Genomic DNA, 22,285 nt, shown 5'->3' with positions numbered 1-22,285 from the left:
CTGTCAACCCTTGAGCGAGTTGAGTTCGTCGACGTTGATGTTCGACCTGTTACGGAACAGCAGGACCAGCAGCGCCAGCCCGATGGCCGACTCGGCCGCGGCCACCGTCAGGATGAAGAACACGAAGATCTGGCCATGCATGTCGCCCAGGAAGTGCGAGAAGGCCACGAAGTTCATGTTGACCGCCAGCAGCATCAGCTCGATGGCCATCAGCAGGACGATCAGGTTCTTGCGGTTCAGGAAGATGCCGATCACGGACAGCGCGAAAAGCATCGCGCCGAGCGAAAGAAAGTGTCCGAGCGTGAGCGTCATGCCTTGTTTTCCTTTGCAGCGTCCGCAGCTTCGACCACAGGCTCCGCGGCACGCGTTGCCGGCATCTGCACGATGCGCACGCGGTCGCGTGCCTTCACGCGAACCTGGTCGGCCGGGTTGACGTACTTGCTGTCCTTGCGGGTGCGCAGCGTCAGTGCGATGGCGGCCACGATGGCCACGAGCAGGATGACCGCGGCGATTTCCAGCGGATAGAGATATTCGGAGTAGAGCAGCTTGCCGAGTTCGAGCGTATTGGAGGTGTTGGCCGCTGCCGCATTGGCCGCGGCGCGGGGTGCCTCGCCCAGACGGAAGCCGCCCATGAGCACCGCCGCCATCTCGAGCGCGATCAGCGCACCCACGCCCGCCGCCAGCGGGAAGTGCTTCCAGAAGCCCTCCCGCAAGCTGTCGACGTTGATGTCCAGCATCATCACCACGAACAGGAACAGCACCATCACGGCGCCCACGTACACGAGCACGAGCGAGATCGCGAGGAACTCGGCGCGCAGCAGCAGCCAGATGGCCGATGCCTGGAAGAAGGCCAGAACCAGGTACAGCGCGGCGTACACGGGGTTGCGGGCGGTGATGACGCGGAATGCTGCGAACAGCAGCACCACGGCAAACAGATAGAACAGACCGGTCTTGACGTCCATTGGAATTCGAATTGGTACGGGTTTCGGGCTGAACCGGGTCAGCGGTACTTGGCGTCGGCCGCCTTGTTCGCTGCGATTTCCTTCTCGTAGCGGTCGCCCACGGCCAGCAGCATGTCCTTGGTGAAGTACAGGTCGCCGCGCTTTTCGCCGTGGTATTCGAAGATGTGCGTCTCCACGATCGAGTCGACCGGGCAGCTCTCTTCGCAGAAGCCGCAGAAGATGCACTTGGTCAGGTCGATGTCGTAGCGCGTGGTGCGGCGCGAGCCGTCGTCGCGCACATCCGATTCGATGGTGATGGCCAGTGCCGGGCAGACGGCCTCGCAGAGCTTGCAGGCGATGCAGCGCTCTTCGCCGTTCTCGTAGCGGCGCAGCGCGTGCAGGCCGCGGAAGCGCGGCGACAGCGGCGTCTTCTCTTCGGGGAACTGCACCGTGATCTTGCGGGCGAAGGCGTACTTGCCGGTGATGGCCAGGCCCTTGAACAGCTCGAACAGCATGAAGCTGCTCAGGAAGTCCTTGAGCGAGAAAGGCGCGGATGGGGTTGCGGTGTGCGCAGCAGACATGATGTTGGCGCTCCCTGTTATTTCCAGATGTTGAACGGCGTCTGCATCCAGCCACCGACCACGACCAGCCACACGAGCGTGACGGGAATGAAGATCTTCCAGCCCAGACGCATGATCTGGTCATAGCGGAAGCGCGGGAACGTCGAACGCACCCACAGGAACATGGTGACCACGCAGAAGGTCTTGAGGCCCAGCCAGATCCAGCCCGGAATGAAGCTCAGGAACTCGAACGGGGGCAGCCATCCGCCGAGGAACAGCACCACGGTCAGGATCGAGACGAGCCACATGTTGGCGTATTCGGCCAGGAAGAACATCGCGAAGCTCATGCCCGAGTACTCGATCATGTGGCCGGCCACGATTTCGGATTCGCCTTCCACCACGTCGAACGGGTGGCGGTTGGTTTCAGCAAGGCCCGAGATGAAGTAGACGACGAAGATCGGCAGCAGCGGCAGCCAGTTCCACGACAGGAAGCCGACGCCCATGTTGGCGAACATGCCCTTGCCCTGAACGTTGACGATCTCCGTCATGTTCAGGCTGCCGGTGACCATCAGCACCACGACGAAGCAGAAGCCCATCGCAATCTCGTAGCTCACCATCTGTGCCGAGGCGCGCAGCGCGCCCAGGAAGGCGTACTTCGAGTTGGAAGCCCAGCCGGCGATGATCACGCCGTACACCTCGAGCGAGGTGATGGCCATCACGAACAGCAGGCCGGCGTTGATGTTGGCCAGCGCCACGTCGGGGCCGAAGGGAATCACCGCCCATGCGGCGAGCGCCGGCATGATGGTCATGATCGGGCCGAGCAAGAACAGGCCCTTGTTGGCGACCGTCGGAAGAATGATTTCCTTGGTCATCAGCTTGAGCGCGTCGGCGATCGGCTGGAGCAGGCCCAGCGGCCCGATGCGGTTCGGGCCGATGCGGATCTGCGTGAAGCCGATGGCCTTGCGCTCCCACAGCGTGAGGTACGCCACAGCTCCCATCAGCGGGAGGACGACCACGATGATCTTGATCAGCGTCCAGATCACGGGCCAGACCACGGCGGTCCACCAGCCTGCGGCGACCAGCCCCTGGCCGAAGCCATGAATTGCGTCGATCATGCCAGTGCCTCCTCGGCACGTGCCGTCAGGTTCGAGCCGGCCGATGCATTGCGCGCATCAGCGGTCAGTTGCAGCGACGGTGCGCGGCGCACGATCGAATCCAGCTGGTAGATGCTCGCGACCACGGGTGCAGCAGCCGCGCCGTCGGCAGCGACCGCAGTGGCGGACGTGGCGTTGCTCAGCGCATTCGCGGGCACGGCGCCCTTCTCACCCACGGTGGCCAGCACTTCGGCGGTCGATTCGAACGCGAAGCCGGGCAGGCCCAGCAGGTTGGCCAGCACGCGCAGCACCTTCCAGGCCGGACGGGTCTCACCCAGGGGCTTCACCACGGCGTGGAAGCCCTGGACGCGGCCCTCGGCGTTGACGAAGGTGCCGGGCGTTTCGCTGAACGGGGCGATCGGAAGCAGCACGTCGCTGAATTCGAGGTTGGCCTTGAAGGGGCTCAGCGTGACGACCATTTGCGCATTGCCGATGACATCGGCCGCGGCTGCGCCGGCTGCCGAGTCGAACACCGGCTCGGTGTTCAGCAGCATCACGGCCTTCAGGCCCGAGCCAGCGGCGAGCATGCGGCCGGCATCGAGGCCGCCGTTCTTCGGGAACGCGCCGACGATCTGCGCGCCCACGGTGTTGGCCGCCTCGGTCAGGTAACCGACGGTGGCGCCGGTCTGCGCGCCGATCCAGTTGGCCAGCGCCAGCAGGCTGCTGGCCTGTGCGTGGTGCGCGGCTGCATTGCCGAGCAGGATGGCCTTGCGTTCGCCGCTCAGCAGCGAGGCAGCGATCGCCTTGGCGGCGGCGTCCGGTGCGTTCTTCGGCGCCAGAGGAGCGGCCGCGCCACTGGTTTCGCCGATGGCTGCGGCCACCGCGGCCAGCGCCTCGACCCACTCGCCGGCATCGACGATGGTCGACTGCGCCACGTTGATGGCCCAGGCGTCGCGGTCGGCCATCAGGCTGGCCGAAGTGATCACCGACAGCGCGGCGCCCTTTCGCACGGCCTGGCGGATGCGCTGCGCGAACAGCGGGTGCTCCTTGCGCAGGTTCGAACCCACGACGAGCGCGCGCTGCAGCTGCGTGAGCGACGCGATGGAAGTGCCGAGCCAGCGCACGCCTTCGAAGGCGGCGAATTCGGCATTGCGCAGGCGGTAGTCGATGTTGTCGCTGCCGAGCTCACGCGTGAGCATGGCGGCGAGCTGCAGCTCTTCGAGCGTGCTGTGCGGGCTGACCAGCGTACCGATGCTCTGCGCGCCGTGGTCGGCCTTGATCTGCTTGAGGCCGTTGGCGACGTACTCGAGCGCCGTCTGCCAGTCGACCTGCTGCCACTGGCCGCCCTGCTTCAGCATGGGCTGCGTCAGGCGCTCGGGGCCGTTGAGCGCTTCGTACGAGAAGCGGTCGCGGTCGGCGATCCAGCATTCGTTGACGTCTTCGTTCTCGAGCGGCACCACGCGCATCACGCGGTTGTTCTTGACCTGGACGATCAGGTTGGCGCCGGTGGAGTCGTGCGGGCTTACCGACTTGCGGCGCGACAGTTCCCAGGTGCGGGCGCTGTAGCGGAAGGGCTTGCTCGTGAGCGCGCCGACCGGGCAGATGTCGATCATGTTGCCCGAGAGTTCGGAGTCGACCGAGTCGCCCACGAAGGTTTCGATTTCGGAGTGCTCGCCGCGGTTCGACATGCCGAGCTCCATCACGCCGGCCACTTCCTGGCCGAAGCGGACGCAGCGCGTGCAGTGGATGCAGCGGCTCATCTCTTCCATGCTGATCAGCGGGCCGACGTCCTTGTGGAAGACGACGCGCTTTTCCTCTTCGTAGCGCGAAGAGGAACCGCCATAGCCGACGGCCAGGTCCTGCAGCTGGCATTCGCCGCCCTGGTCGCAGATCGGGCAATCCAGCGGGTGGTTGATCAGGAGGAACTCCATGACCGACTGCTGCGCCTTGATGGCCTTCTCGCTCTTGGTGCGAACGATCATGCCCTGCGTGACGGGCGTGGCGCAGGCCGGCATCGGCTTGGGCGCTTTCTCCACGTCCACGAGGCACATGCGGCAGTTGGCCGCGATGCTCAGTTTCTTGTGATAGCAGAAGTGCGGGATGTACGTGCCGGCCTTGTCGGCAGCGTGCATGACCATGCTGCCTTCGGCGACTTCGACCTTCTTGCCGTCGAGTTCGATTTCAACCATATGTGTATTTCTCGCGCTCAGGCCTTGACGGGCGCTTTCGGTACGTAGCCCGGGATCAGGGCCTCGAACTCATGGCGGAAGTGCTTGATCATGGCGCGCACCGGCATTGCCGCCGCGTCGCCGAGGGCGCAGATCGTGCGGCCCTGGATGTTGTCGGCCACCGAGTTCAGCAGGTCCATGTCGGACGCCCTGCCCTGCCCGTTGTGGATGCGGTCGACCACGCGGTAGAGCCAGCCCGTGCCTTCGCGGCACGGCGTGCACTGGCCGCAGGACTCGTGCATGTAGAAGTACGACAGGCGGCGCAGCGACTCGACCATCGAACGGCTGTCGTCCATCACGATGACGGCGCCCGAGCCCAGCATCGAGCCGGCCTTGGAGATGGAGTCGTAGTCCATCGTGCATTCCATCATGATCGACGCGGGCAGCACCGGAGCGGACGAACCGCCGGGAATCACCGCCTTCAGCGTGCGGCCCTTGCGAACGCCGCCGGCCAGCTCCAGGAGCTTGGAGAACGGCGTGCCCATCGGGACTTCGTAGTTGCCGGGCAGCTCGACGTCGCCGCTCACCGAGTAGATCTTGGTGCCGCCGTTGTTCGGCTTGCCGCATTCGAGGTAGGCCTGGCCGCCGTTGCGGATGATCCAGGGCACCGCCGCGAAGGTTTCGGTGTTGTTGATGGTGGTGGGCTTGCCGTACAGGCCGAAGCTGGCGGGGAACGGCGGCTTGAAGCGCGGCTGACCCTTCTTGCCTTCCAGCGATTCGAGCAGCGCGGTTTCCTCGCCGCAGATGTAGGCACCGAAACCGTGGGCCGCGTGCAACTGGAAGTTGTACGTGCTGCCCATGATCTTGTCGCCGAGATAGCCGGCGGCACGCGCCTCTTCGAGGGCTTCCTCGAAGCGCTCGTAGGTCTGGAAGATCTCGCCGTGGATGTAGTTGTAGCCCACGCTGATGCCCATCGCGTACGCGGCGATGGCCATGCCCTCGATCACGATGTGCGGGTTGAACTGCAGGATGTCGCGGTCCTTGCACGTACCCGGCTCGCCTTCGTCGGAATTGCAGACGAGGTACTTCTGGCCCGGGAACTGGCGGGGCATGAAGCTCCACTTCAGGCCGGTCGGGAAGCCCGCGCCACCGCGGCCGCGAAGGCCCGAAGCCTTGACTTCGGCGATCACCTGGTCGGGCGTGAGACCTTCGGTCAGGATCTTGCGCAGCGCCTGGTAGCCACCGCGCGCCTCGTAGTCGGCCAGGCGCCAGTTGGTGCCGTCGAGGCCGGCATAGATCTGCGGATCGATGTGGCGGTCATGGAAACAGGTCTGGACGCCCGTTGCCTGGAACTGCTGGAGAACTTGTTCGGGCGACATCAGGAAGCCTCCCCCTTGGTGGCCGGCGCGGCGTTGCGCAGGCCGTCGACCAGCTGGTCGAGCTTCTCGTTGCTCATGAAGCTGCACATCGTGCGGTCGTTGACCAGCATCACGGGCGAATCGGCGCAGGCGCCCAGGCATTCGCTCTGCTGCAGCGTGAACAGGCCGTCGGGCGTGGTCTCGCCCATCTTGATGCCGAGCTTCTTCTCGAGATGCACGAGGGCGGTGACGCCGTCGCGCAGCTGGCAAGGCAGGTTGGTGCACACGTTGAGCTTGAACTTGCCCACCGGATGCTGGTTGTACATGTTGTAGAAGGTCGTCACCTCGTGCACGGCAATGGGCGCCATGCCGAGGTACTCGGCGATCTCGCGCTCGCGCTGCAGGCTGACGTAGCCCTCGTTCTGCTGGACGATGGACAGGCAGGCCATCACGGCCGACTGCTTGCCCGCTTCGGGGTACTTCGCCACCTCGCGCGCAAAGCGCTCGAGGATCGCAGGCTCCAGAGGGGCAGAAGGCGCCGAGGGCGCCGTGTCATGGTGGGTCGAGGAAGTCATTCGCTCTTTCTCACCTGTCGATCTCGCCGAACACGATGTCCATCGTGCCGATCACCGCGACAGCGTCGGCGATCATGTGACCGCGCGACATTTCGTCGAGGGCGGCTAGGTGCGGGAAACCAGGGGCGCGGATCTTCAGGCGGTACGGCTTGTTGGCGCCGTCGCTCACCAGATAGATGCCGAACTCGCCCTTCGGATGCTCGACGGCGGCATAGGCCTGGCCTTCGGGCACGTGGAAGCCTTCGGTGAAGAGCTTGAAATGGTGGATCAGCTCCTCCATGTTCGCCTTCATCGATTCGCGCGCAGGCGCGGCGACCTTGTGGTTGTCGGTGATGACAGGACCGGGGTTGGCGCGCAGCCAGGCCGAGCACTGCTGGATGATCCGGTTGGCCTGGCGCATCTCCTCGACGCGGACCAGGTAGCGGTCGTAGCAGTCGCCGGTCTTGCCCACGGGCACGTCGAACTGCATGCGGTCGTAGACGTCGTAGGGCTGCTTCTTGCGCAGGTCCCATTCGATGCCCGAGCCGCGCAGCATGGGGCCGGTGAAGCCGAGGTTCAGGGCGCGCTCCGGCGAAACCACGCCGATGCCGACGGTGCGCTGCTTCCAGATGCGGTTGTCGGTGAGCAGCGTCTCGTACTCGTCGACCATCTTCGGGAAGCGCTTGCAGAAGTCGTCGACGAAGTCGAGCAGCGACCCCTGGCGGTTCTCGTTGAGCTTCTCGATGGCCTTCGCGTTCTTGACCTTGCTGACCTTGTAGCGCGGCATCGCGTCGGGCAGGTCGCGGTACACGCCGCCCGGACGGAAGTACGCCGCGTGCATGCGCGCGCCGGAAACGGCCTCGTACATGTCGAACAGGTCTTCGCGCTCGCGGAAGCAGTAGATGAGCATGTTCATCGCGCCGCAGTCGAGACCGTGCGCGCCGAGCCACAGCAGGTGGTTCAGCAGGCGGGTGATCTCGGCGAACATCACGCGGATGTATTGCGCGCGCTCCGGCACCTCGAGGCCCAGCATCCGCTCGATGGCCAGGCAGTAGGCGTGCTCGTTGCTCATCATCGACACGTAGTCGAGACGGTCCATGTACGGCAGCGACTGGATGAAGGTGCGCGTTTCGGCAAGCTTCTCGGTGGCGCGGTGCAGCAGGCCGATGTGGGGGTCGGCGCGCTGGATGACCTCGCCGTCCAGCTCGAGCACCAGGCGCAGCACGCCGTGCGCTGCCGGGTGCTGGGGACCGAAGTTGAGTGTGTAGTTCTTGATTTCGGCCATATCAGTCAGTGCAAACCGCCGCCGTAGTTGTCTTCGCGGATCACGCGCGGGGTGATTTCGCGCGGCTCGATGGAAACCGGCTGGTAGACCACGCGCTTCTGCTCTTCGTCGTAGCGCATCTCGACATGGCCCGACACCGGGAAGTCCTTGCGGAACGGATGGCCGATGAAGCCGTAGTCGGTCAGAAGGCGGCGCAGGTCGTCGTGGCCTTCGAACACGATGCCATAGAGGTCGAAGGCTTCGCGCTCGAACCAGGTGGCGGAGTTCCACACGGACTGCAGCGAGTCGACCACGGGGAAGTCGTCGCTCGATGCGAGCACCGTCAGGCGCACGCGCTGGTTGAGACTCACCGACAGCAGATGGGAGACGACGCCATAGCGCCCACCCTGCCACTCGCCGTCACGGTAGTCGGAGTAGTCCATGCCGCAGAGGTCGATCAGCTGCTCGAAGCGGCAGCCGGGCGCATCGCGCAGCAGCAGTGCGGCCTCGAGGTAGTCGGCAGCGCCGACCACCACGTTCACCTCGTCGAGGGCGACGGTCACGCTCTTGGCCTTGGCGCCGAGCGTCTCGGCGACGGTGGCGCGCAGCACCTCCGGCGAAATTGCAAAGTCAGTCATCGTCGGCGGTCCCTCAGGCGCGGGCAATGGTGTTGGTGCGGCGAATCTTCTGCTGCAGCTGGATCACGCCGTAGAGCAAGGCCTCGGCGGTGGGCGGGCAACCCGGAACGTAGACATCGACCGGCACGATGCGGTCGCAGCCGCGCACGACCGAATAGCTGTAGTGGTAGTAGCCACCGCCATTCGCGCACGAACCCATGGAGAGAACCCAGCGCGGCTCCGGCATCTGGTCGTAGACCTTGCGCAGGGCGGGAGCCATCTTGTTGCACAGCGTGCCGGCCACGATCATCAGGTCGGACTGGCGCGGGCTGGGGCGGAACAGCATGCCAAAGCGGTCGATGTCATAGCGCGCGGCGCCCGCGTGCATCATCTCCACCGCACAGCATGCAAGGCCGAAGGTCATCGGCCAGAGAGAACCAGTCTTCGCCCAGTTGACGACCGAGTCGTACGTCGTGGTGACGAAGCCTTCCTTGAGAACGCCTTCAATGGCCATCGTGTTTCTTCCTTGTCATTCCCAGTCGAGCGCGCCCTTTTTCCACTCGTAGGCGAAGCCCACGACGAGGATGGCGAGAAAGATCATCATGGCCCAGAAGCCAACAGCGCCGATTTCCTTGAGCGCAATAGCCCATGGAAAGAGGAATGCAATTTCGAGGTCGAACAGGATGAAGAGAATCGCGACGAGGTAATAGCGCACGTCGAACTTCATGCGCGCATCCTCGAAGGCCTCAAAGCCACACTCGTACGGGGAGTTCTTCGCGGTGTCGGGCCTGTTGGGGCCGAGAATGTATCCGATGACCTGAGGGGCGACACCTACGCCGACTCCGACCAGAATGAACAAAAGGACGGGGAGGTAGGAGTCGAGATTCATCGAGAGTTTTTCACCGCTTGCCACCGGCAGGAAGAACCTCTGGATGAGGTTTTCCGCCGATGAGATTTGGTGCGGTCGGCGAGACTCGAACTCGCACAGCTTTCGCCACTACCCCCTCAAGATAGCGTGTCTACCAATTTCACCACGACCGCGGTTTTTGCTGTTCGGATGGCATGAGGTACCTGCAAGAGGAATTTGGCTTTCCGAACAGATTTAGAGTTTACCCTGAAATGGAGCCATTTCTCACGGGCAACTCATGAAAACGAGTTGATTACTTGCCCGGAATCTGCCCCGCACCCGAAACAGGGGCTGCAGGAGCCGAAGCAGGCGCATTCGGAGCTGCCGCACCGGGGATCTCGTTCGCAGCACCGGAGGCCGGCGCAGCAGGCGCACCCACTGCCGCACGCTCCAGAAGACTGCCGCCGCCAGCAGGACGCGCATGACTGAAGTAGGCCAGCAGCAGCGTGCAAGCGAAGAACACCGCGGCGAGCACTGCCGTGGTGCGCGACAGGAAGTTGGCACTGCCGCTGGCACCGAACAGGCTGCCGGCGCTGCCGCTGCCGAAGGCCGCGCCCATGTCGGCGCCCTTGCCGTGCTGGATCAGGATGAGGCCGATCATCGCGAGGGCTGCCAGCATCTGCACGCCGACCAGAAGGTTGAGGACCACGTTCATTCGTTCTTACTCCTAATTTGATGCAGCCGTTGCGCGTTCAGCGCGCAGCGGCGGAAATGATCTGCAGAAAGTCGGGCGCCTTGAGCGACGCGCCTCCGATCAGGCCGCCATCGATGTCGGCCTGCGCCAGCAGCTCCGCGGCATTCGCCGCATTCATGCTGCCGCCATAAAGAATGCGGATGCCTGCGGCATGTTCGCTCGCCGCGTGATGCAGTTGTGCGCGCAGCACCGCGTGCACTGCCTGCGCCTGCTCCGGCGTGGCCGTCTTGCCTGTGCCGATGGCCCAGACAGGCTCATAAGCCACCACAATCTCGCTGATGCAATGGCCGTTCACGTGAATGACGGCAGCCAGCTGGCGCTTGACCACCTCTTCGGTCTGCCCTGCTTCGCGCTGCGCAAGGGTCTCGCCCACGCAGACGATCGGCGTGATGCCGTTGGCCAGCGCAGCCGCGGTCTTGGCTGCAACCACTTCGTCGCTTTCGCCGTGGTACTGGCGACGCTCGGAGTGGCCGACGATCGCATAGCGCACGCCGAAGTCCTTCAGCATCGCGGCCGATTGCTCGCCCGTGAACGCGCCTTGCGGGTGCGCCGAGACATCCTGCGCGCCGAGCGCCAGGGCCGGCGAAGCCGCCAGCAGCGACTGCAGCTGCTCGAAATACGGAGCGGGCGCGCACAGCGCCACGTCGCACGCGGCCGGGCTCGCGGCCAGGCCCTGCTGGAGGGCCTTCACCAGCGCCTCGTTGGCAGCCAGGCCGCCGTTCATCTTCCAGTTGCCGGCGATCAGTTTCTTCTTCGTTGTCATCGCGTTCTTCTCGTCACCATGTCAGCACGATCTTGCCGATGTGCTGGTTCGATTCCATCAGCGCATGAGCCTGGGCCGCGCCGCTTGGCTCACCCGCCGCGGCAAAGGTGCTGTGGATCACGGGCTTGATCGCGCCGCTTTCCAGCAGCGGCCACACCTTCTCGCGCAACGCCCTGGCAATGGCGCCCTTGAACGCCACGGGCCGCGGACGCAGCGTCGAGCCGGTGATCGTGAGCCGCCTGCGCAGCACGAGACCCGCATTGATCTCGCTCTTCACGCCGCCCTGCACCGCGATGATGACCAGACGGCCATCTTCGGCCAGGCATTCGACCTCGCGCGCCACGTAGTCGCCGGCGACCATGTCGAGCACCACGTCCACGCCCTTGCCGTCCGTGAGCTTCTTCGCCTCTTCGACGAAGTCGCTGGTGCGGTAGTTGATGGCGTGGTCGGCGCCGAGCTTGAGGCAGGCTTCACACTTGTCGTCGCTGCCGGCCGTGACGATCACGGTCGCGCCGAGCGCCTTGGCGATCTGGATCGCCGTGACGCCGATGCCGCTCGAGCCGCCCTGAATGAGCAGCGTCTCACCCTTCTGGAGGCGGCCGCGTTCGAACACGTTGCTCCAGACAGTGAAGAAGGTCTCGGGCAGCGAAGCCGCTTCGAGATCGCTCCACCCTTTAGGCACTGGCAGGCATTGCGCCACGGGCGCCACGCACAGCTCGGCATAGCCGCCGCCGGCAATCAGCGCGCAGACGCGATCGCCGACCTTGAAGCCGGCCTCTGCCAGCGCCGCGGCATCGCCCGACACGATCTCGCCAGCCACTTCGAGGCCCGGCAGATCGGACGCGCCCGGCGGTACCGGGTAGTGCCCCTTGCGCTGCAACACGTCGGGGCGATTGACGCCACTCGCCGCAACGCGGATCAGCAGTTCGCCGGCGCCCGCGACGGGGTCGGGACGCTCGGCGACGCACAGCACCTCGGGGGCGCCGTACGAAGTGATTTCAATGGCTTTCATGGTCTTTCGGCCTCCAGCGCCCGCAGATGGGGCGCAGCTTGACGTTCAAAAGATGAAGAGGCAGCAATGGCGGCTGCATGCACAGCCGCCACCCTCGCACCCTTCTTACTCCTGAGGCTCGCGCGGAGCTTGCTGCTGCGGCTGCTCGCCGGCCGGCGCTTCGCTGCGCGGCTGTTGCTGCTGTTCGTTGAAGCGAGGCGCGCGTTCGCCGCGATCGCCGCCGCGGTCACCACCGCGCTCGCCGCGATCACCGCGATCGCCGCGTTCACGACGCTCGCCGCGGTCACCACGGTCTTCGCGCGGGGGACGCTCGCTGAACTCCATGCCGGCCGGACGCTCGGTCAGGGCCTTCATGGACAGCTTGACGCGGCCCTTGTCGTCGGTCTCGAGGACCTTGACCTTCACGATCTGGCCTTCGCTCAGGTAGTCGGTCACCTTCTCGACGCGTTCGTGCGCGATCTGGCTGATGTGCAGCAGGCCGTCCTTGCCGGGCAGCAGGTTGATGAGCGCACCGAAGTCCAGGATCTTGGTGACCGGGCCTTCGTAGACCTTGCCGATTTCGACTTCGGCCGTGATCTGCTCGATACGCTTCTTGGCCATCTCGGCCTTTTCCGGATCGGTCGAGGCGATGGTGATGGTGCCGTCTTCGTCGATGTTGATCGTCGTGCCGGTTTCTTCCTGCAGGCCGCGGATGACCGCGCCGCCCTTGCCGATCACGTCGCGGATCTTCTCGGGGTTGATCTTCAGCGTGGTCAGGCGCGGTGCGAACTGCGACACGTCGGCCTTGGCCTCGCCCATCGCTTCCTGCATCTTGCCGAGGATGTGCATGCGCGCTTCCTTGGCCTGTGCCAGCGCGACCTGCATGATTTCCTTGGTGATGCCCTGGATCTTGATGTCCATCTGCAAGGCGGTGATGCCGTTGGTCGTGCCGGCCACCTTGAAGTCCATGTCGCCCAGGTGATCCTCGTCGCCCAGGATGTCGGTCAGCACCGCGAAGCGGTTGTCTTCCTTGATAAGGCCCATGGCGATGCCAGCCACGTGCGCCTTCATGGGCACGCCAGCGTCCATCATCGAGAGGCAGCCGCCGCACACCGATGCCATCGACGACGAGCCGTTCGACTCGGTGATCTCCGACACCACGCGGACCGTGTACGGGAACTCCTCCTTGTTCGGCAGCACGGCGACCAGCGCGCGCTTGGCCAGTCGGCCGTGGCCCACTTCGCGGCGCTTGGTGGAGCCCATGCGGCCCACCTCACCGGTGGCGAAGGGAGGCATGTTGTAGTGGAACAGGAAGCGGTCTTCGTACTCGCCGGCCAGCGCGTCGATGCGCTGTGCGTCGCGCTCGGTGCCCAGCGTGGTCACGACCAGCGCCTGCGTCTCGCCGCGCGTGAACAGGGCCGAGCCGTGGGTGCGGGGCAGCACCGAGTTGCGGATTTCGATGGGACGCACGGTGCGCGTGTCGCGGCCGTCGATGCGCGGCTCGCCCGACAGGATCTGGCTGCGCACGATCTTCGATTCGATGGCGAACAGCAGGTCGGAGACCTTGCCGGAGTCGAATTCGGCGCCTTCGGCCTTCAGGGCCTCGAGCACGCTGGCGTTGGCTTCGCGCAGGGCCTGCGTACGGGCCTGCTTGCTGCGGATCTGGTAGACGGCGCGCAGCTTGTCCTCGGCCAGGCCCTTGACCTTGGCGACGAAGGCTTCGTCTTCGGCGGGAGCCTTCCAGTCCCACACCGGCTTGCCGGCGTCGCGCACGAGTTCATGGATCGCGTCGATGGCGATGTTGGCCTGTTCGTGGCCGAACACCACGCCGCCCAGCATGACTTCTTCGCTCATCTGCAGGGCTTCGGACTCGACCATCAGCACGGCAGCTTGCGTGCCGGCGACGACGAGGTCCATCTGCGAATCCTTGCGGGCGGTCTGGCCCGGGTTCAGCACGTACTGGCCGTTGATGTAGCCCACGCGAGCGGCACCGATCGGACCGTTGAACGGCACGCCGGAGATCGACAGAGCCGCGCTCACGCCGATCATGGCGGCGATGTCGGCGTCGACTTCGGGGTTCAGCGAGATCGTGTGCACGACCACGTGCACTTCGTTCAGGAAGCCTTCGGGGAACAGCGGACGGATCGGGCGGTCGATCAGGCGGCTGGTCAGCGTTTCATGCTCGCTGGGCTTGGCTTCGCGCTTGAAGAAGCTGCCGGGGATCTTGCCCGCGGCATAGGTCTTCTCGATGTAGTCGACGGTCAGCGGGAAGAAGTCCTGACCGGGCTTGGCCGACTTGGAGGCGACCACGGTCGCGAGGATGACGGTGCCCTCGATGTCGACGAGCACGGCGCCGCTGGCCTGGCGGGCGATCTCGCCCGTTTCCATGACCACGGTCTTGCCGCCCCATTGGAACGACTTGGTGACTTTGTTGAAGAGGCTCATGTTTTGCTCCTGTTTTGATAGCGAACTACACGGAGTCCGCAGGTGACGGAGGCTTCTCAGAACACGATGCCATTCCAGCGAAGCTCGGCGGGAACTTCATTGGAATGACACAGCTTCGCTCTGTTTGGGCACTCCGAAAGTGGATCGCGAAGTAAAAAACGCCTGAGCTAGCGGACTAACCCAGGCGTTTTTTCATGCGATTTGGATTACTTGCGCAGACCCAGCTTGGCGATCAGCGCGGTGTAACGGTCGGCGTCCTTGGACTTGAGGTAGTCGAGGAGCTTGCGACGGCGGCTCACCATGCGCAGCAGGCCGCGACGACCGTGGTGGTCCTTGGCGTGCGTCTTGAAGTGGGGGGTGAGCTCGTTGATGCGGGCGGTCAGCAGTGCGACTTGCACTTCGGGGCTGCCGGTGTCGTTGGCGGCGCGGGCGTTGTCCTTGACAACTTCGGCCTTGATGGAGGCTGCGATCATGTTGATTTCCTTGTTCCTGGATGTTTGACTTGCGGCCAGGACTGGAACTGCCCTCGCCGTGCGCCTTGCGGCATGCAAAGCCTTGGGATTATAGCCCGACCGCCCCGCCCGGCCCTTTTACCCCCTTGGAAGCACGGGCAGGCCTCCCGTCGAGCGACGCCAGCCCCACCGCGCCCAGCACGCAGGCCGCCCCGCCGATCTGCGCCGCGCTGATGCTCTCGCCCAGCCACAGCGCCGCCAGCACCAGCGCCGAGACCGGCAGGACGGCCGTGAACAGCGCCGCCTCTGCCCCGTTCAGCCAGGAAGACCCGGCAAACCACAGCACGAAGCCCAGCACCGTGGGCACCAGCGCGTAGTAGGCGACGCCGGCCAGCGCCTCGGCGGGCAAAGGCCGCTCCCAGGCCCGCTCGAAAAGAGCCGGAACCAGCGAAAGCAACAGCCCGAACGCCGTCATCAGCGTCGAAAGCGCCAGCGGCCGCACCGGAACCCGCAGCCGCTTGTTGAGCAGGATGAACATCGCCTCGCAGATCACCGCACCCAGCACCAGCAGGTTGCCTGCCAGCGCCGCCGGGGAGATCGATCCCGCCGCCGCACCGCCCCGGGCCAGCTGATCGCCAGCACCCCGACCATCGCCAGCACGATGCTGCCCACCAGATAGCGCCCCGGCCGCTCCCGCAGCGCGACCACCGCCACCAGCGCGGCCACCGCCGGCAAGGTGCCCGCCACCACGCCCGCGTTGGCGGCCGGCGCCCAGCGCACGCCGAGGATCAGCAGCACCGTGTAACCCACGCTCCCCAGCCCCGCCTGGCACACCAGCAGCGCCAGGTCGCGCCGATCGGGCCGAGGCCATGGCGTACGGGTCAACCGCAGCAGCACGAGAAAGACCGGCAGCGCCAGCGCGAAGCGCAGCGCCGTCGCGGTGAAAGGCGGCAGCCCCGCCGCGATGACCTTGCTGGCCACCACCGCGCTCCCGACCGTGACCATTGCCAGCGCACAAAGCGCCATGCCCTTGAACCGTTGCGACATCCCGGACCTTCCGCCTTCGTGGAGAAAAGCCCGAGCTTCGCGGCCCGGCCGCGCCGCGTATTGAACGAAATTGCAGCCGGCCGACCGGCCGTGTTGCAGCCGGTGTTACTTCTGCCGCGCCAGCCAGTCGCGCAGCCGCTCCACGCCTTTCACCAGCCGCTGCGGATCCTTCGACGCGAAGCACCAGCGCAGCCAGCCCTGCGCCTCGGGCGCGAAGGCATTGCCCGGCGCGAGCCCCAGGCCGGCCTCGGCCACCAGCCGCTTGGCCACTTCGAGCGAGTCGCCGAACCCTTCGAGCCGGAAGAAGGCGTACATGCCGCCCTTGGCCGGCGCCACCTGCACGCCCGGCAGCGCGGCGAGCAGCGGCACCAGCGTGTCGCGGCACTGCTTCAGGTGCGCCACCACGCGCGGCGTGATCTCGGCGGTGTGCTCGATGGCGGCAATGGCTGCGCGCTGCGTGAACACGCTGGCGCACGAGGTGTTGAACTCGATCAGCTTGCCGATGCCATCGACCATCGACGGCGGCAGCACCAGCCAGCCGAGGCGCCAGCCGGTCATCAGGAAGCTCTTGGAGAAGCTGTGCGTGACCACGAGCTGGTCGTCCGGCTTCGAGATGTCGAGAAAGCTCGGCGCGCAGGCGTTGGGCGTGGGCTCGAAATAGAGCCGCTCGTACACCTCGTCGGCCAGGATCCACGTGCCCGTCTGGCGGCAGTGGTCGAGCACGGCCTGCTGTTCGTCGCGGCTCATGGTCCAGCCCGTCGGGTTGTTCGGCGCGTTGACGATCAGCAGCCTGGTCTTCGAGGTGACCGCCGCGCGCAGCGCCGGCAGGTCGAGCGTCCACTGCCCGTTCACCGGCACCAGCGGCAGCGTGCGCACGTGCGCGCCCATGATCGCGGGCTGCGCCGTGAGGTTGGGCCACACCGGCGTGACGGCGACCACCTCGTCGCCCGCATCGACCAGCGCCTGCACCGCCAGCATCAGCGCGCTCACGCCGCCCGAAGTGACGGCGATGCGCGACGCCTCGACGGCGGGGTGCAGCGCACTGGTGTAGCGCGCGATGGCTTCGCGCAGCTCGGGCAGGCCGAGGTTGTGGGCGTAGAAGGTCTCGCCGCGCTGCAGCGATTCGATGGCCGCCTGGCGGACCACATCGGGGGTGACTTCGTCGCTCTCGCCGAACCAGAAGGCCAGCACGTCGTCGCGGCCCATGCCGGCATTGGCGACTTCGCGGATCTTCGATGCTTCGAGGTTGTGGATGGCTTCACGCATGTAGGCAGTTCCTGTTGTTCGTCATCAGCTTCAAGGTCTCTTCATCTTGCACGAGGTCGGCAGTTCGGCGCGCTCCGGGGCGATGGTCTTGACCACGCGGAAGCCGTAGCCCGAGCCTTCCACGTCGAACTGCACGCCCGGCCGGCCCTGCCTGTCCATCACGCCCACCACGAGCTGCTGCTGGAACTGGTGGTCCGACGCGCGCATGCGCCCGCGCTGGCCGTACATGCTCACGTCGGCCTGCTCCAGGGCGCGCGCCACGGGCAACGCATCGGCGCTGCCCGCGCGCTCGACGGCCTGCGCGAGCGCCTCGACCATGAGCTGCAGCCGCATATGCACGTAGTCGTCGGAGGGCTTCGGAAAGCGCGCGCGGAAGGCGCGGTAGAAGGCTTCCGACTGCGCCGTCTGCACATTGGGCAGCCAGTCGGCCACGGCCACCACGCGGCCGATGCCCGCGTCTGCGATGGCCGCCGGCGCGCCCAGCGCATTGCCATAGAAGGTGTAGAAGCTGCCGCCGAAGCCCGCCTCGCGAGCGGCCTTCACCAGCAGCGTGAGGTCGTTGCCCCAGTTGCCGGTGATCACGGCCTGCGCACCGCTGGCGATGATCTTCGTGGCGTAGGGCGCGAAGTCCTTCACCTTGCCCATGGGGTGCAGCTCGTCGCCGACGATCTCCACGTCGGGCCGCTGCGCGCCCAGCTGCCGGCGCGCCTCGCGCAGCACGGCCTGGCCGAAGCTGTAATCCTGCCCGATCAGGTAGACGCGCTTGAGCGCCGCGTCGTCCTTCATCACGTCCATCAGCGCGGCCATGCGCATGTCGGCATGCGCGTCGAAGCGGAAGTGCCAGAAGCTGCAGCGCTCGTTGGTGAGTGCGGGGTCCACCGCCGCATAGTTGAGGAAGATCGCGCGCCGCGAAGGGTCGCGCTCGTTGTGCTTGTCGATGGCATCGATCAGCGCCGCAGCAGTGGCCGAAGAGTTGCCCTGCAGCACGACGCGCGCGCCGTCGTCCAGCGCGGCGCGCAGCGCGGAGAGCGCTTCCTCGTTCTGCCCCTTGCTGTCGTAGCGGTCGAGTTGCAGCGGCCGCGCGCCGCCGGGAACGCCCGGCAGCTTCACACCGCCACGCGCATTCACGCGCTCCACCGCCCACAGCAGGTTGCGGAACACGGCCTCCCCGGTGTTGGCGAAAGGCCCGCTCATGCTTTCGATGAGGGCCAGGCGAATGGGTGCCGCAGGCGTCTGAGCAAGCGCAGCGAAGGGCCTCGCGCATAGCGCCAGCGCCGCGAATTTCAAGGTCTCGCGACGCAAATTAAAGGGGGGATTCATTGTCTTGAAACGCGTGCCGCTGCGCCTAGATGAGGTCTCAAGCGGCACTCACGATGGAACGGCCGCGCAGTGTAAGGGACACACATTTCTTGTCCCCATTGTGTTCATTCAGGAGTTCTTCACCATGTTTTTCGCCCCCACCCTTCGCACCGCCCGCTTCGCTCCCCGCGCCTACGACCGCGCATTCGAGCGCTTCGCCGCAGAGGCCTTCGCAGGCACCCGCCGTTCGCCCCTCGTGGAGCAGGACGACAAGAGCTGGACCCTCTCTCTCGACGTGCCGGGCTTCGCGCGTGAAGACCTCGCCATCAGCATCGAAGGCGCCGTGCTGCGCATCGAGAGCAAGGCCGAAGCCAAGCGCCAGTTCAAGGCCGCCTACGAGCTGCCGCAGGACATCGACGTGGCCGCCAGCGAGGCGAAGCTCGAGAACGGCGTGCTTACGCTGAAGCTCGGCAAGCTGGTGCCGGTGAGCCAGGCCACGCAGTTGCAAATCAACTAAACAGGCCTAAGCCCACAAGAGGAAAATGTTAGTAAGACCTCGTTTTTGACATTAAACGAGCACCTTATTCACAATAGCGCTGGATTAACGTCACATGATGTGACGTTTTTTTAGAACTTTCTTCTTCGTGGGCGTCTTGTAAACGCACTGATTTCCCGACGGTGCGGTTCGGGTGCCCCCTCAAGGCACCATGAAAACTCATCTGCAGCCCGCAAATCCCGACGAACAATCCGACACGCTCCTGGTGTTCCTGCCGGGCGCGTACCTCAAGCCCGACGAGTTCGAGCGCGAGGGCTTCATCGCCGCCGTGCGCGAACGCCACTTGGCGGCCGATGCGCTGCTGGTGGACGCGGACGTCTCCTACTACTACGAGCAGACCCTGAGCGACCGCCTGCACACCGAGGTCATCGAGCCGCAGCGCGCCAAGGGCTACAAGTCGATCTGGCTCGTGGGCATCTCCATCGGCGGCTTCGGTGCGCTGATCCACGAACTGGCGCGGCCGGGCTCGGTGGACGGCATCGTGGCGCTCGCGCCCTACCTGGGCCGGCGCGTGCTCGGCGCGGAGATCAAGAAGGCCGGCGGCCTGCGTGCCTGGCAGGCGCCTACCGGTCCGCTGCCCGACGAGGAACCCGACCGCAAGCTCTGGCCCTTCTTCCAGCAGTACCTGTCGGCAAAGCCGTCGAAGAACCTGCCGCGGCTCTACCTGGGCTTCGGGCTGGAAGACCGCTTCGCGAGCAACCACAAGCTGCTGGCAGACGCCCTGCCGCCGGAGCAGGTCTTCACGATCGAGGGCGGCCACGACTGGCCGCAATGGCGCCAGCTCTGGCGCAATGTGCTGGACGTATTGCCGCTGCCGGCCGTCGGCCGGCCGTCTAAGCAAACGATTACGCAGTCTCAGGTAGCGCCGTCTCAGGCACCGAAAGCGACGCCATGGGCCATCGCGGCCTGACGTCGAACGCATAGCGCTCGCTCGCCTGCGACAGGCCTGATTGCAGCCGCATCGCGGCGGCCATGGCGATCATGGCGCCGTTGTCGGTGCACAGGTGCAGCTCGGGGTAGTGCACGCGCACCTTGCGCCTGGCGCACGCGGCGTTCAGTTGCTCGCGCAGGCTCCTGTTGGCCCCCACGCCGCCCGCCACCACCAGCCGCTTCAGGCCGGTCTGGTCGAGCGCCGTGAGGGATTTCTTCAGCAGCACCTCGACGATGGCCGCCTGCGTGGACGCCGCCAGGTCCGCCTTGCGCGCTTCCAGTTCGTCGCCCAGCTTCCTGGCCTGCGTGAGCACGGCCGTCTTCAGGCCGGCGAAGGAAAAGTCGAGATCGCCGCTGTGCAGCAGCGGCCGCGGCAGCTTGAAGGCTGCGGCATCGCCGCCTTCCGCCAGCTTCGCGAGCCAAGGCCCGCCCGGGTACGGCAGGCCCATCAGCTTGGCGCTCTTGTCGAAGGCCTCGCCGGCCGCATCGTCGATGGTCTCGCCGAGCAGCTCGTAGCGCCCCACGCCATCCACCCGCATCAGCTGCGTGTGGCCGCCCGACACCAGCAGCGCGACGAACGGAAATTCCGGCGGATCGGCGCTCAGGAACGGCGACAGCAGATGCCCTTCGAGGTGATGCACCCCCAGCACCGGCTTGCCCAGCGCCACGCCCAGCGCGCAGGCCACGCCCGCGCCCACCAGCAGTGCGCCCGCCAGCCCCGGTCCGCGCGTGTAGGCCACCACGTCGATCTCGTCGAGCGAGCGGCCGGCTTCGGCCATGACCGTCTCGGTCAGCGGCAGCACGCGGCGGATGTGGTCGCGGCTGGCCAGCTCGGGCACCACGCCGCCGTAGGCCTGGTGCATGGCGATCTGGCTGTGCAGCGCGTGCGAACGCAGCACCGGCAGCGCGTCGCCTTGCGACTCGACCAGCGCCACGCCGGTTTCATCGCAGGATGATTCGATTCCCAACAAGAGCATGCCGCCGAGTGTAGGCGGCGCCCCCTGGCCGGCGCCCGCGAAGGGGCAAACGGCACGGATGTTGCAGTGACGCTCTCGAGAACCGCCCCACCATGAAATCCGGACTGAGCTTCCTCATCGCCGCCCGCCGCTGCGAAATCGACGAGCTGGACCGGCTCGCCCGCACCAGCGAGTTGGTGGGCGTGATCGGGCGGCTGGTCCATGCGCTGCAGCGCGAGCGCGGCATGTCGAACATGTTCCTCACCTCGCGCGGCAGCCGCTTCGCCGAGCAGCGCGGCCCGCAGATCGCCGAGTGCCTCGTGCTGGAGCAGGAAGTGCGAGCCGGCTTCGACCAGCTCGAAGCCGACAACTACCACCGTGGTGCCGACGCCGGCAACAACGCGCGCCTCTTCAGCCGCATCGCTTGGGTGCTGCCGGGCCTGGACGCCCTGCCCGCCCTGCGCCGCCGCATCGACGCGCTGGAGCTGAAGCCCGCCCAGTCCACCGCCGCCTTCGCCAAGCTGGTCGCCGGCCTGCTCTCGGTGGTGTTCGAGGCCGCCGACGGCGCCACCGACCCCGAGATCTCGCGCCTGCTGGTGGCGATGTTCAACTTCATGCAGGGCAAGGAGTTCGCCGGCCAGGAGCGCGCCTTCGGCGCCGCAGCGCTCGCGCTGGGCCGCAGCGACGAGGCGCAGCGCCTGCAGTGGCTGCACCTGATCGAATCGCAGGAACGCTGCTTCCAGGTTTTCACCGACTTCTCGGGCGAGGCGGTGCTCGCGCTCTGGCGCGACAGCCAGCCCGACGCCGAGGTGGCCGAGCTCGAACGCATCCGCCGGCGCGGCGGCATCGCGGCGCCGGCCGACGTGGCGCTGAGCCAGGCCTGGTTCGACTGCTGCACCCGCCGCATCGACGCCATGAAGACCGTCGAAGACCGCCTCGCCTGCGACCTGCGCACGCTGTGCGAGCACAAGACCGCGCAGGCCCGCAGCGAACTGCGCGAATACCGCCAGCTGCTGGACACGCTCACGCCGCAGGCCGGCGCCCTCTTCTTCGACGACGCCGACGCGCAGGCGGCCGCACCTGCCCAGTTCGGCCGACACCTGGAGCGCTCGGTGCTCGACATGGTCCGCGAGCAGTCGCAGCGCCTGCAGGCCATGAGCGACGAGCTCGAGACCGTGCGCGCCTCGCTCAACGAGCGAAAGATCGTCGAGCGCGCCAAGGGCCTCTTGATGGCGCACCGCCGCCTCAGCGAGGAAGAGGCGCACAAGATGCTGCGCCAGACCGCCATGAACCAGAAGCGCAGGCTGGTAGACGTGGCCGAGTCGATGCTCGCGATGGCCGACTACCTGCCCATGCTCGACCGCGCACCACCGCGCTGAGGCAGGCACGGCGGCCCAGCCGTTCAACTTGGTGCACTGCACAA

The 22,285-nt window shown here is 66.1% G+C and carries 22 protein-coding genes, 1 tRNA gene and 1 pseudogene; 3 read left to right on the top strand and 21 right to left on the bottom strand.

The window, feature by feature from the left end:
* Positions 1–3: 3 nt before the first annotated feature.
* The 20 genes and pseudogenes from nuoK to EJP67_RS00390 all read right to left on the bottom strand — a co-directional run bounded on the left by nuoK (position 4) and on the right by EJP67_RS00390 (position 18,441).
* Positions 4–312 (bottom strand): NADH-quinone oxidoreductase subunit NuoK, encoded by a 309-nt coding sequence (gene nuoK, locus EJP67_RS00485; RefSeq protein ID WP_093204819.1) that lies wholly within the window; start codon positions 310–312, stop codon positions 4–6.
* A complete protein-coding gene (locus EJP67_RS00480) occupies positions 309–962 on the bottom strand; it encodes an NADH-quinone oxidoreductase subunit J (protein WP_126018304.1) in 654 nt (217 codons plus the stop codon). The genes nuoK and EJP67_RS00480 overlap by 4 nt, the downstream gene beginning before the upstream one ends.
* A 38-nt stretch (positions 963–1,000) precedes the next feature.
* Positions 1,001–1,522: an NADH-quinone oxidoreductase subunit NuoI gene (gene nuoI, locus EJP67_RS00475; protein WP_019653385.1), complete on the bottom strand. Its 522-nt coding sequence runs from the start codon at positions 1,520–1,522 to the stop codon at positions 1,001–1,003.
* Positions 1,523–1,539: 17 nt separating this feature from the next.
* A complete protein-coding gene (gene nuoH / locus EJP67_RS00470) occupies positions 1,540–2,616 on the bottom strand; it encodes an NADH-quinone oxidoreductase subunit NuoH (protein ID WP_126018302.1) in 1,077 nt (358 codons plus the stop codon).
* On the bottom strand, positions 2,613–4,784 hold the full coding sequence (nuoG, locus tag EJP67_RS00465) for an NADH-quinone oxidoreductase subunit NuoG (RefSeq protein ID WP_126018300.1): 2,172 nt from the start codon (positions 4,782–4,784) through the stop codon (positions 2,613–2,615). The genes nuoH and nuoG overlap by 4 nt, the downstream gene beginning before the upstream one ends.
* Positions 4,785–4,801: 17 nt before the next feature.
* Complete coding sequence (gene nuoF, locus EJP67_RS00460; protein WP_126018298.1) at positions 4,802–6,142, bottom strand: NADH-quinone oxidoreductase subunit NuoF; 1,341 nt, start codon at positions 6,140–6,142, stop codon at positions 4,802–4,804.
* Positions 6,142–6,696, bottom strand: coding sequence for an NADH-quinone oxidoreductase subunit NuoE family protein (locus EJP67_RS00455; protein WP_240650452.1), 555 nt, complete (start codon positions 6,694–6,696; stop codon positions 6,142–6,144). The genes nuoF and EJP67_RS00455 overlap by 1 nt, the downstream gene beginning before the upstream one ends.
* 10 nt (positions 6,697–6,706) lie before the next feature.
* Positions 6,707–7,960 (bottom strand): NADH-quinone oxidoreductase subunit D, encoded by a 1,254-nt coding sequence (locus tag EJP67_RS00450; protein ID WP_126018296.1) that lies wholly within the window; start codon positions 7,958–7,960, stop codon positions 6,707–6,709.
* A gap of 5 nt (positions 7,961–7,965) precedes the next feature.
* Positions 7,966–8,577: an NADH-quinone oxidoreductase subunit C gene (locus tag EJP67_RS00445; RefSeq protein WP_126018294.1), complete on the bottom strand. Its 612-nt coding sequence runs from the start codon at positions 8,575–8,577 to the stop codon at positions 7,966–7,968.
* Positions 8,578–8,590: 13 nt separating this feature from the next.
* Positions 8,591–9,070, bottom strand: a complete 480-nt coding sequence (locus tag EJP67_RS00440; RefSeq protein ID WP_007837763.1) for a NuoB/complex I 20 kDa subunit family protein — start codon at positions 9,068–9,070, stop codon at positions 8,591–8,593.
* A gap of 15 nt (positions 9,071–9,085) precedes the next feature.
* Entirely contained in the window at positions 9,086–9,445 is a 360-nt protein-coding gene (locus EJP67_RS00435; protein ID WP_026346262.1) for an NADH-quinone oxidoreductase subunit A, read from the bottom strand.
* 67 nt (positions 9,446–9,512) lie between these two features.
* Positions 9,513–9,597, bottom strand: a tRNA-Leu gene (locus EJP67_RS00430).
* Between the two features lie 119 nt (positions 9,598–9,716).
* A complete protein-coding gene (secG, locus tag EJP67_RS00425; RefSeq protein WP_126018292.1) occupies positions 9,717–10,118 on the bottom strand; it encodes a preprotein translocase subunit SecG in 402 nt (133 codons plus the stop codon).
* A 37-nt stretch (positions 10,119–10,155) separates the two neighbouring features.
* Entirely contained in the window at positions 10,156–10,920 is a 765-nt protein-coding gene (tpiA, locus tag EJP67_RS00420; RefSeq protein ID WP_126018290.1) for a triose-phosphate isomerase, read from the bottom strand.
* A 13-nt stretch (positions 10,921–10,933) separates the two neighbouring features.
* Positions 10,934–11,932, bottom strand: coding sequence for an NAD(P)H-quinone oxidoreductase (locus EJP67_RS00415; RefSeq protein WP_126018288.1), 999 nt, complete (start codon positions 11,930–11,932; stop codon positions 10,934–10,936).
* Positions 11,933–12,037: 105 nt separating this feature from the next.
* Entirely contained in the window at positions 12,038–14,356 is a 2,319-nt protein-coding gene (gene pnp / locus EJP67_RS00410; protein ID WP_126018286.1) for a polyribonucleotide nucleotidyltransferase, read from the bottom strand.
* A 206-nt stretch (positions 14,357–14,562) separates the two neighbouring features.
* A complete protein-coding gene (gene rpsO, locus EJP67_RS00405; RefSeq protein ID WP_007837783.1) occupies positions 14,563–14,829 on the bottom strand; it encodes a 30S ribosomal protein S15 in 267 nt (88 codons plus the stop codon).
* Between the two features lie 88 nt (positions 14,830–14,917).
* Positions 14,918–15,855 (bottom strand): annotated as a pseudogene (locus tag EJP67_RS00400) (DMT family transporter).
* A gap of 105 nt (positions 15,856–15,960) precedes the next feature.
* A complete protein-coding gene (locus EJP67_RS00395) occupies positions 15,961–17,121 on the bottom strand; it encodes a pyridoxal phosphate-dependent aminotransferase (protein WP_126018284.1) in 1,161 nt (386 codons plus the stop codon).
* 30 nt (positions 17,122–17,151) lie between these two features.
* A complete protein-coding gene (locus EJP67_RS00390) occupies positions 17,152–18,441 on the bottom strand; it encodes a branched-chain amino acid ABC transporter substrate-binding protein (RefSeq protein ID WP_126018282.1) in 1,290 nt (429 codons plus the stop codon).
* A gap of 124 nt (positions 18,442–18,565) precedes the next feature.
* Between EJP67_RS00390 and EJP67_RS00385 the strand changes: the two genes are divergently transcribed.
* The gene (locus EJP67_RS00385; protein WP_126018280.1) at positions 18,566–18,937 is read left to right on the top strand and encodes an Hsp20/alpha crystallin family protein; all 372 of its coding nucleotides are present in this window, start codon (positions 18,566–18,568) and stop codon (positions 18,935–18,937) included.
* Between the two features lie 190 nt (positions 18,938–19,127).
* Positions 19,128–19,886 carry an alpha/beta fold hydrolase gene (locus EJP67_RS00380; RefSeq protein WP_126018278.1) on the top strand — a complete coding sequence of 253 codons (759 nt, stop codon included), beginning with the start codon at positions 19,128–19,130 and terminating at the stop codon, positions 19,884–19,886.
* On the opposite strand, the gene tsaD is transcribed toward EJP67_RS00380, so the two are convergent.
* The gene (tsaD, locus tag EJP67_RS00375) at positions 19,822–20,883 is read right to left on the bottom strand and encodes a tRNA (adenosine(37)-N6)-threonylcarbamoyltransferase complex transferase subunit TsaD (protein ID WP_126018276.1); all 1,062 of its coding nucleotides are present in this window, start codon (positions 20,881–20,883) and stop codon (positions 19,822–19,824) included. The two genes, EJP67_RS00380 and tsaD, sit on opposite strands and share 65 nt — an antisense overlap.
* Positions 20,884–20,975: 92 nt before the next feature.
* Here tsaD and EJP67_RS00370 point away from each other — a divergent pair, with 92 nt between their 5' ends.
* A complete protein-coding gene (locus EJP67_RS00370) occupies positions 20,976–22,241 on the top strand; it encodes a nitrate regulatory protein (protein WP_126018274.1) in 1,266 nt (421 codons plus the stop codon).
* Positions 22,242–22,285: the final 44 nt, after the last annotated feature.

It is taken from the genome of Variovorax guangxiensis (genome assembly GCF_003952165.1).
Taxonomy (GTDB): domain Bacteria; phylum Pseudomonadota; class Gammaproteobacteria; order Burkholderiales; family Burkholderiaceae_C; genus Variovorax; species Variovorax guangxiensis.
Note: the sequence above shows the minus strand (reverse complement) of the source record. Positions and strands in the feature narration are given on the sequence as shown.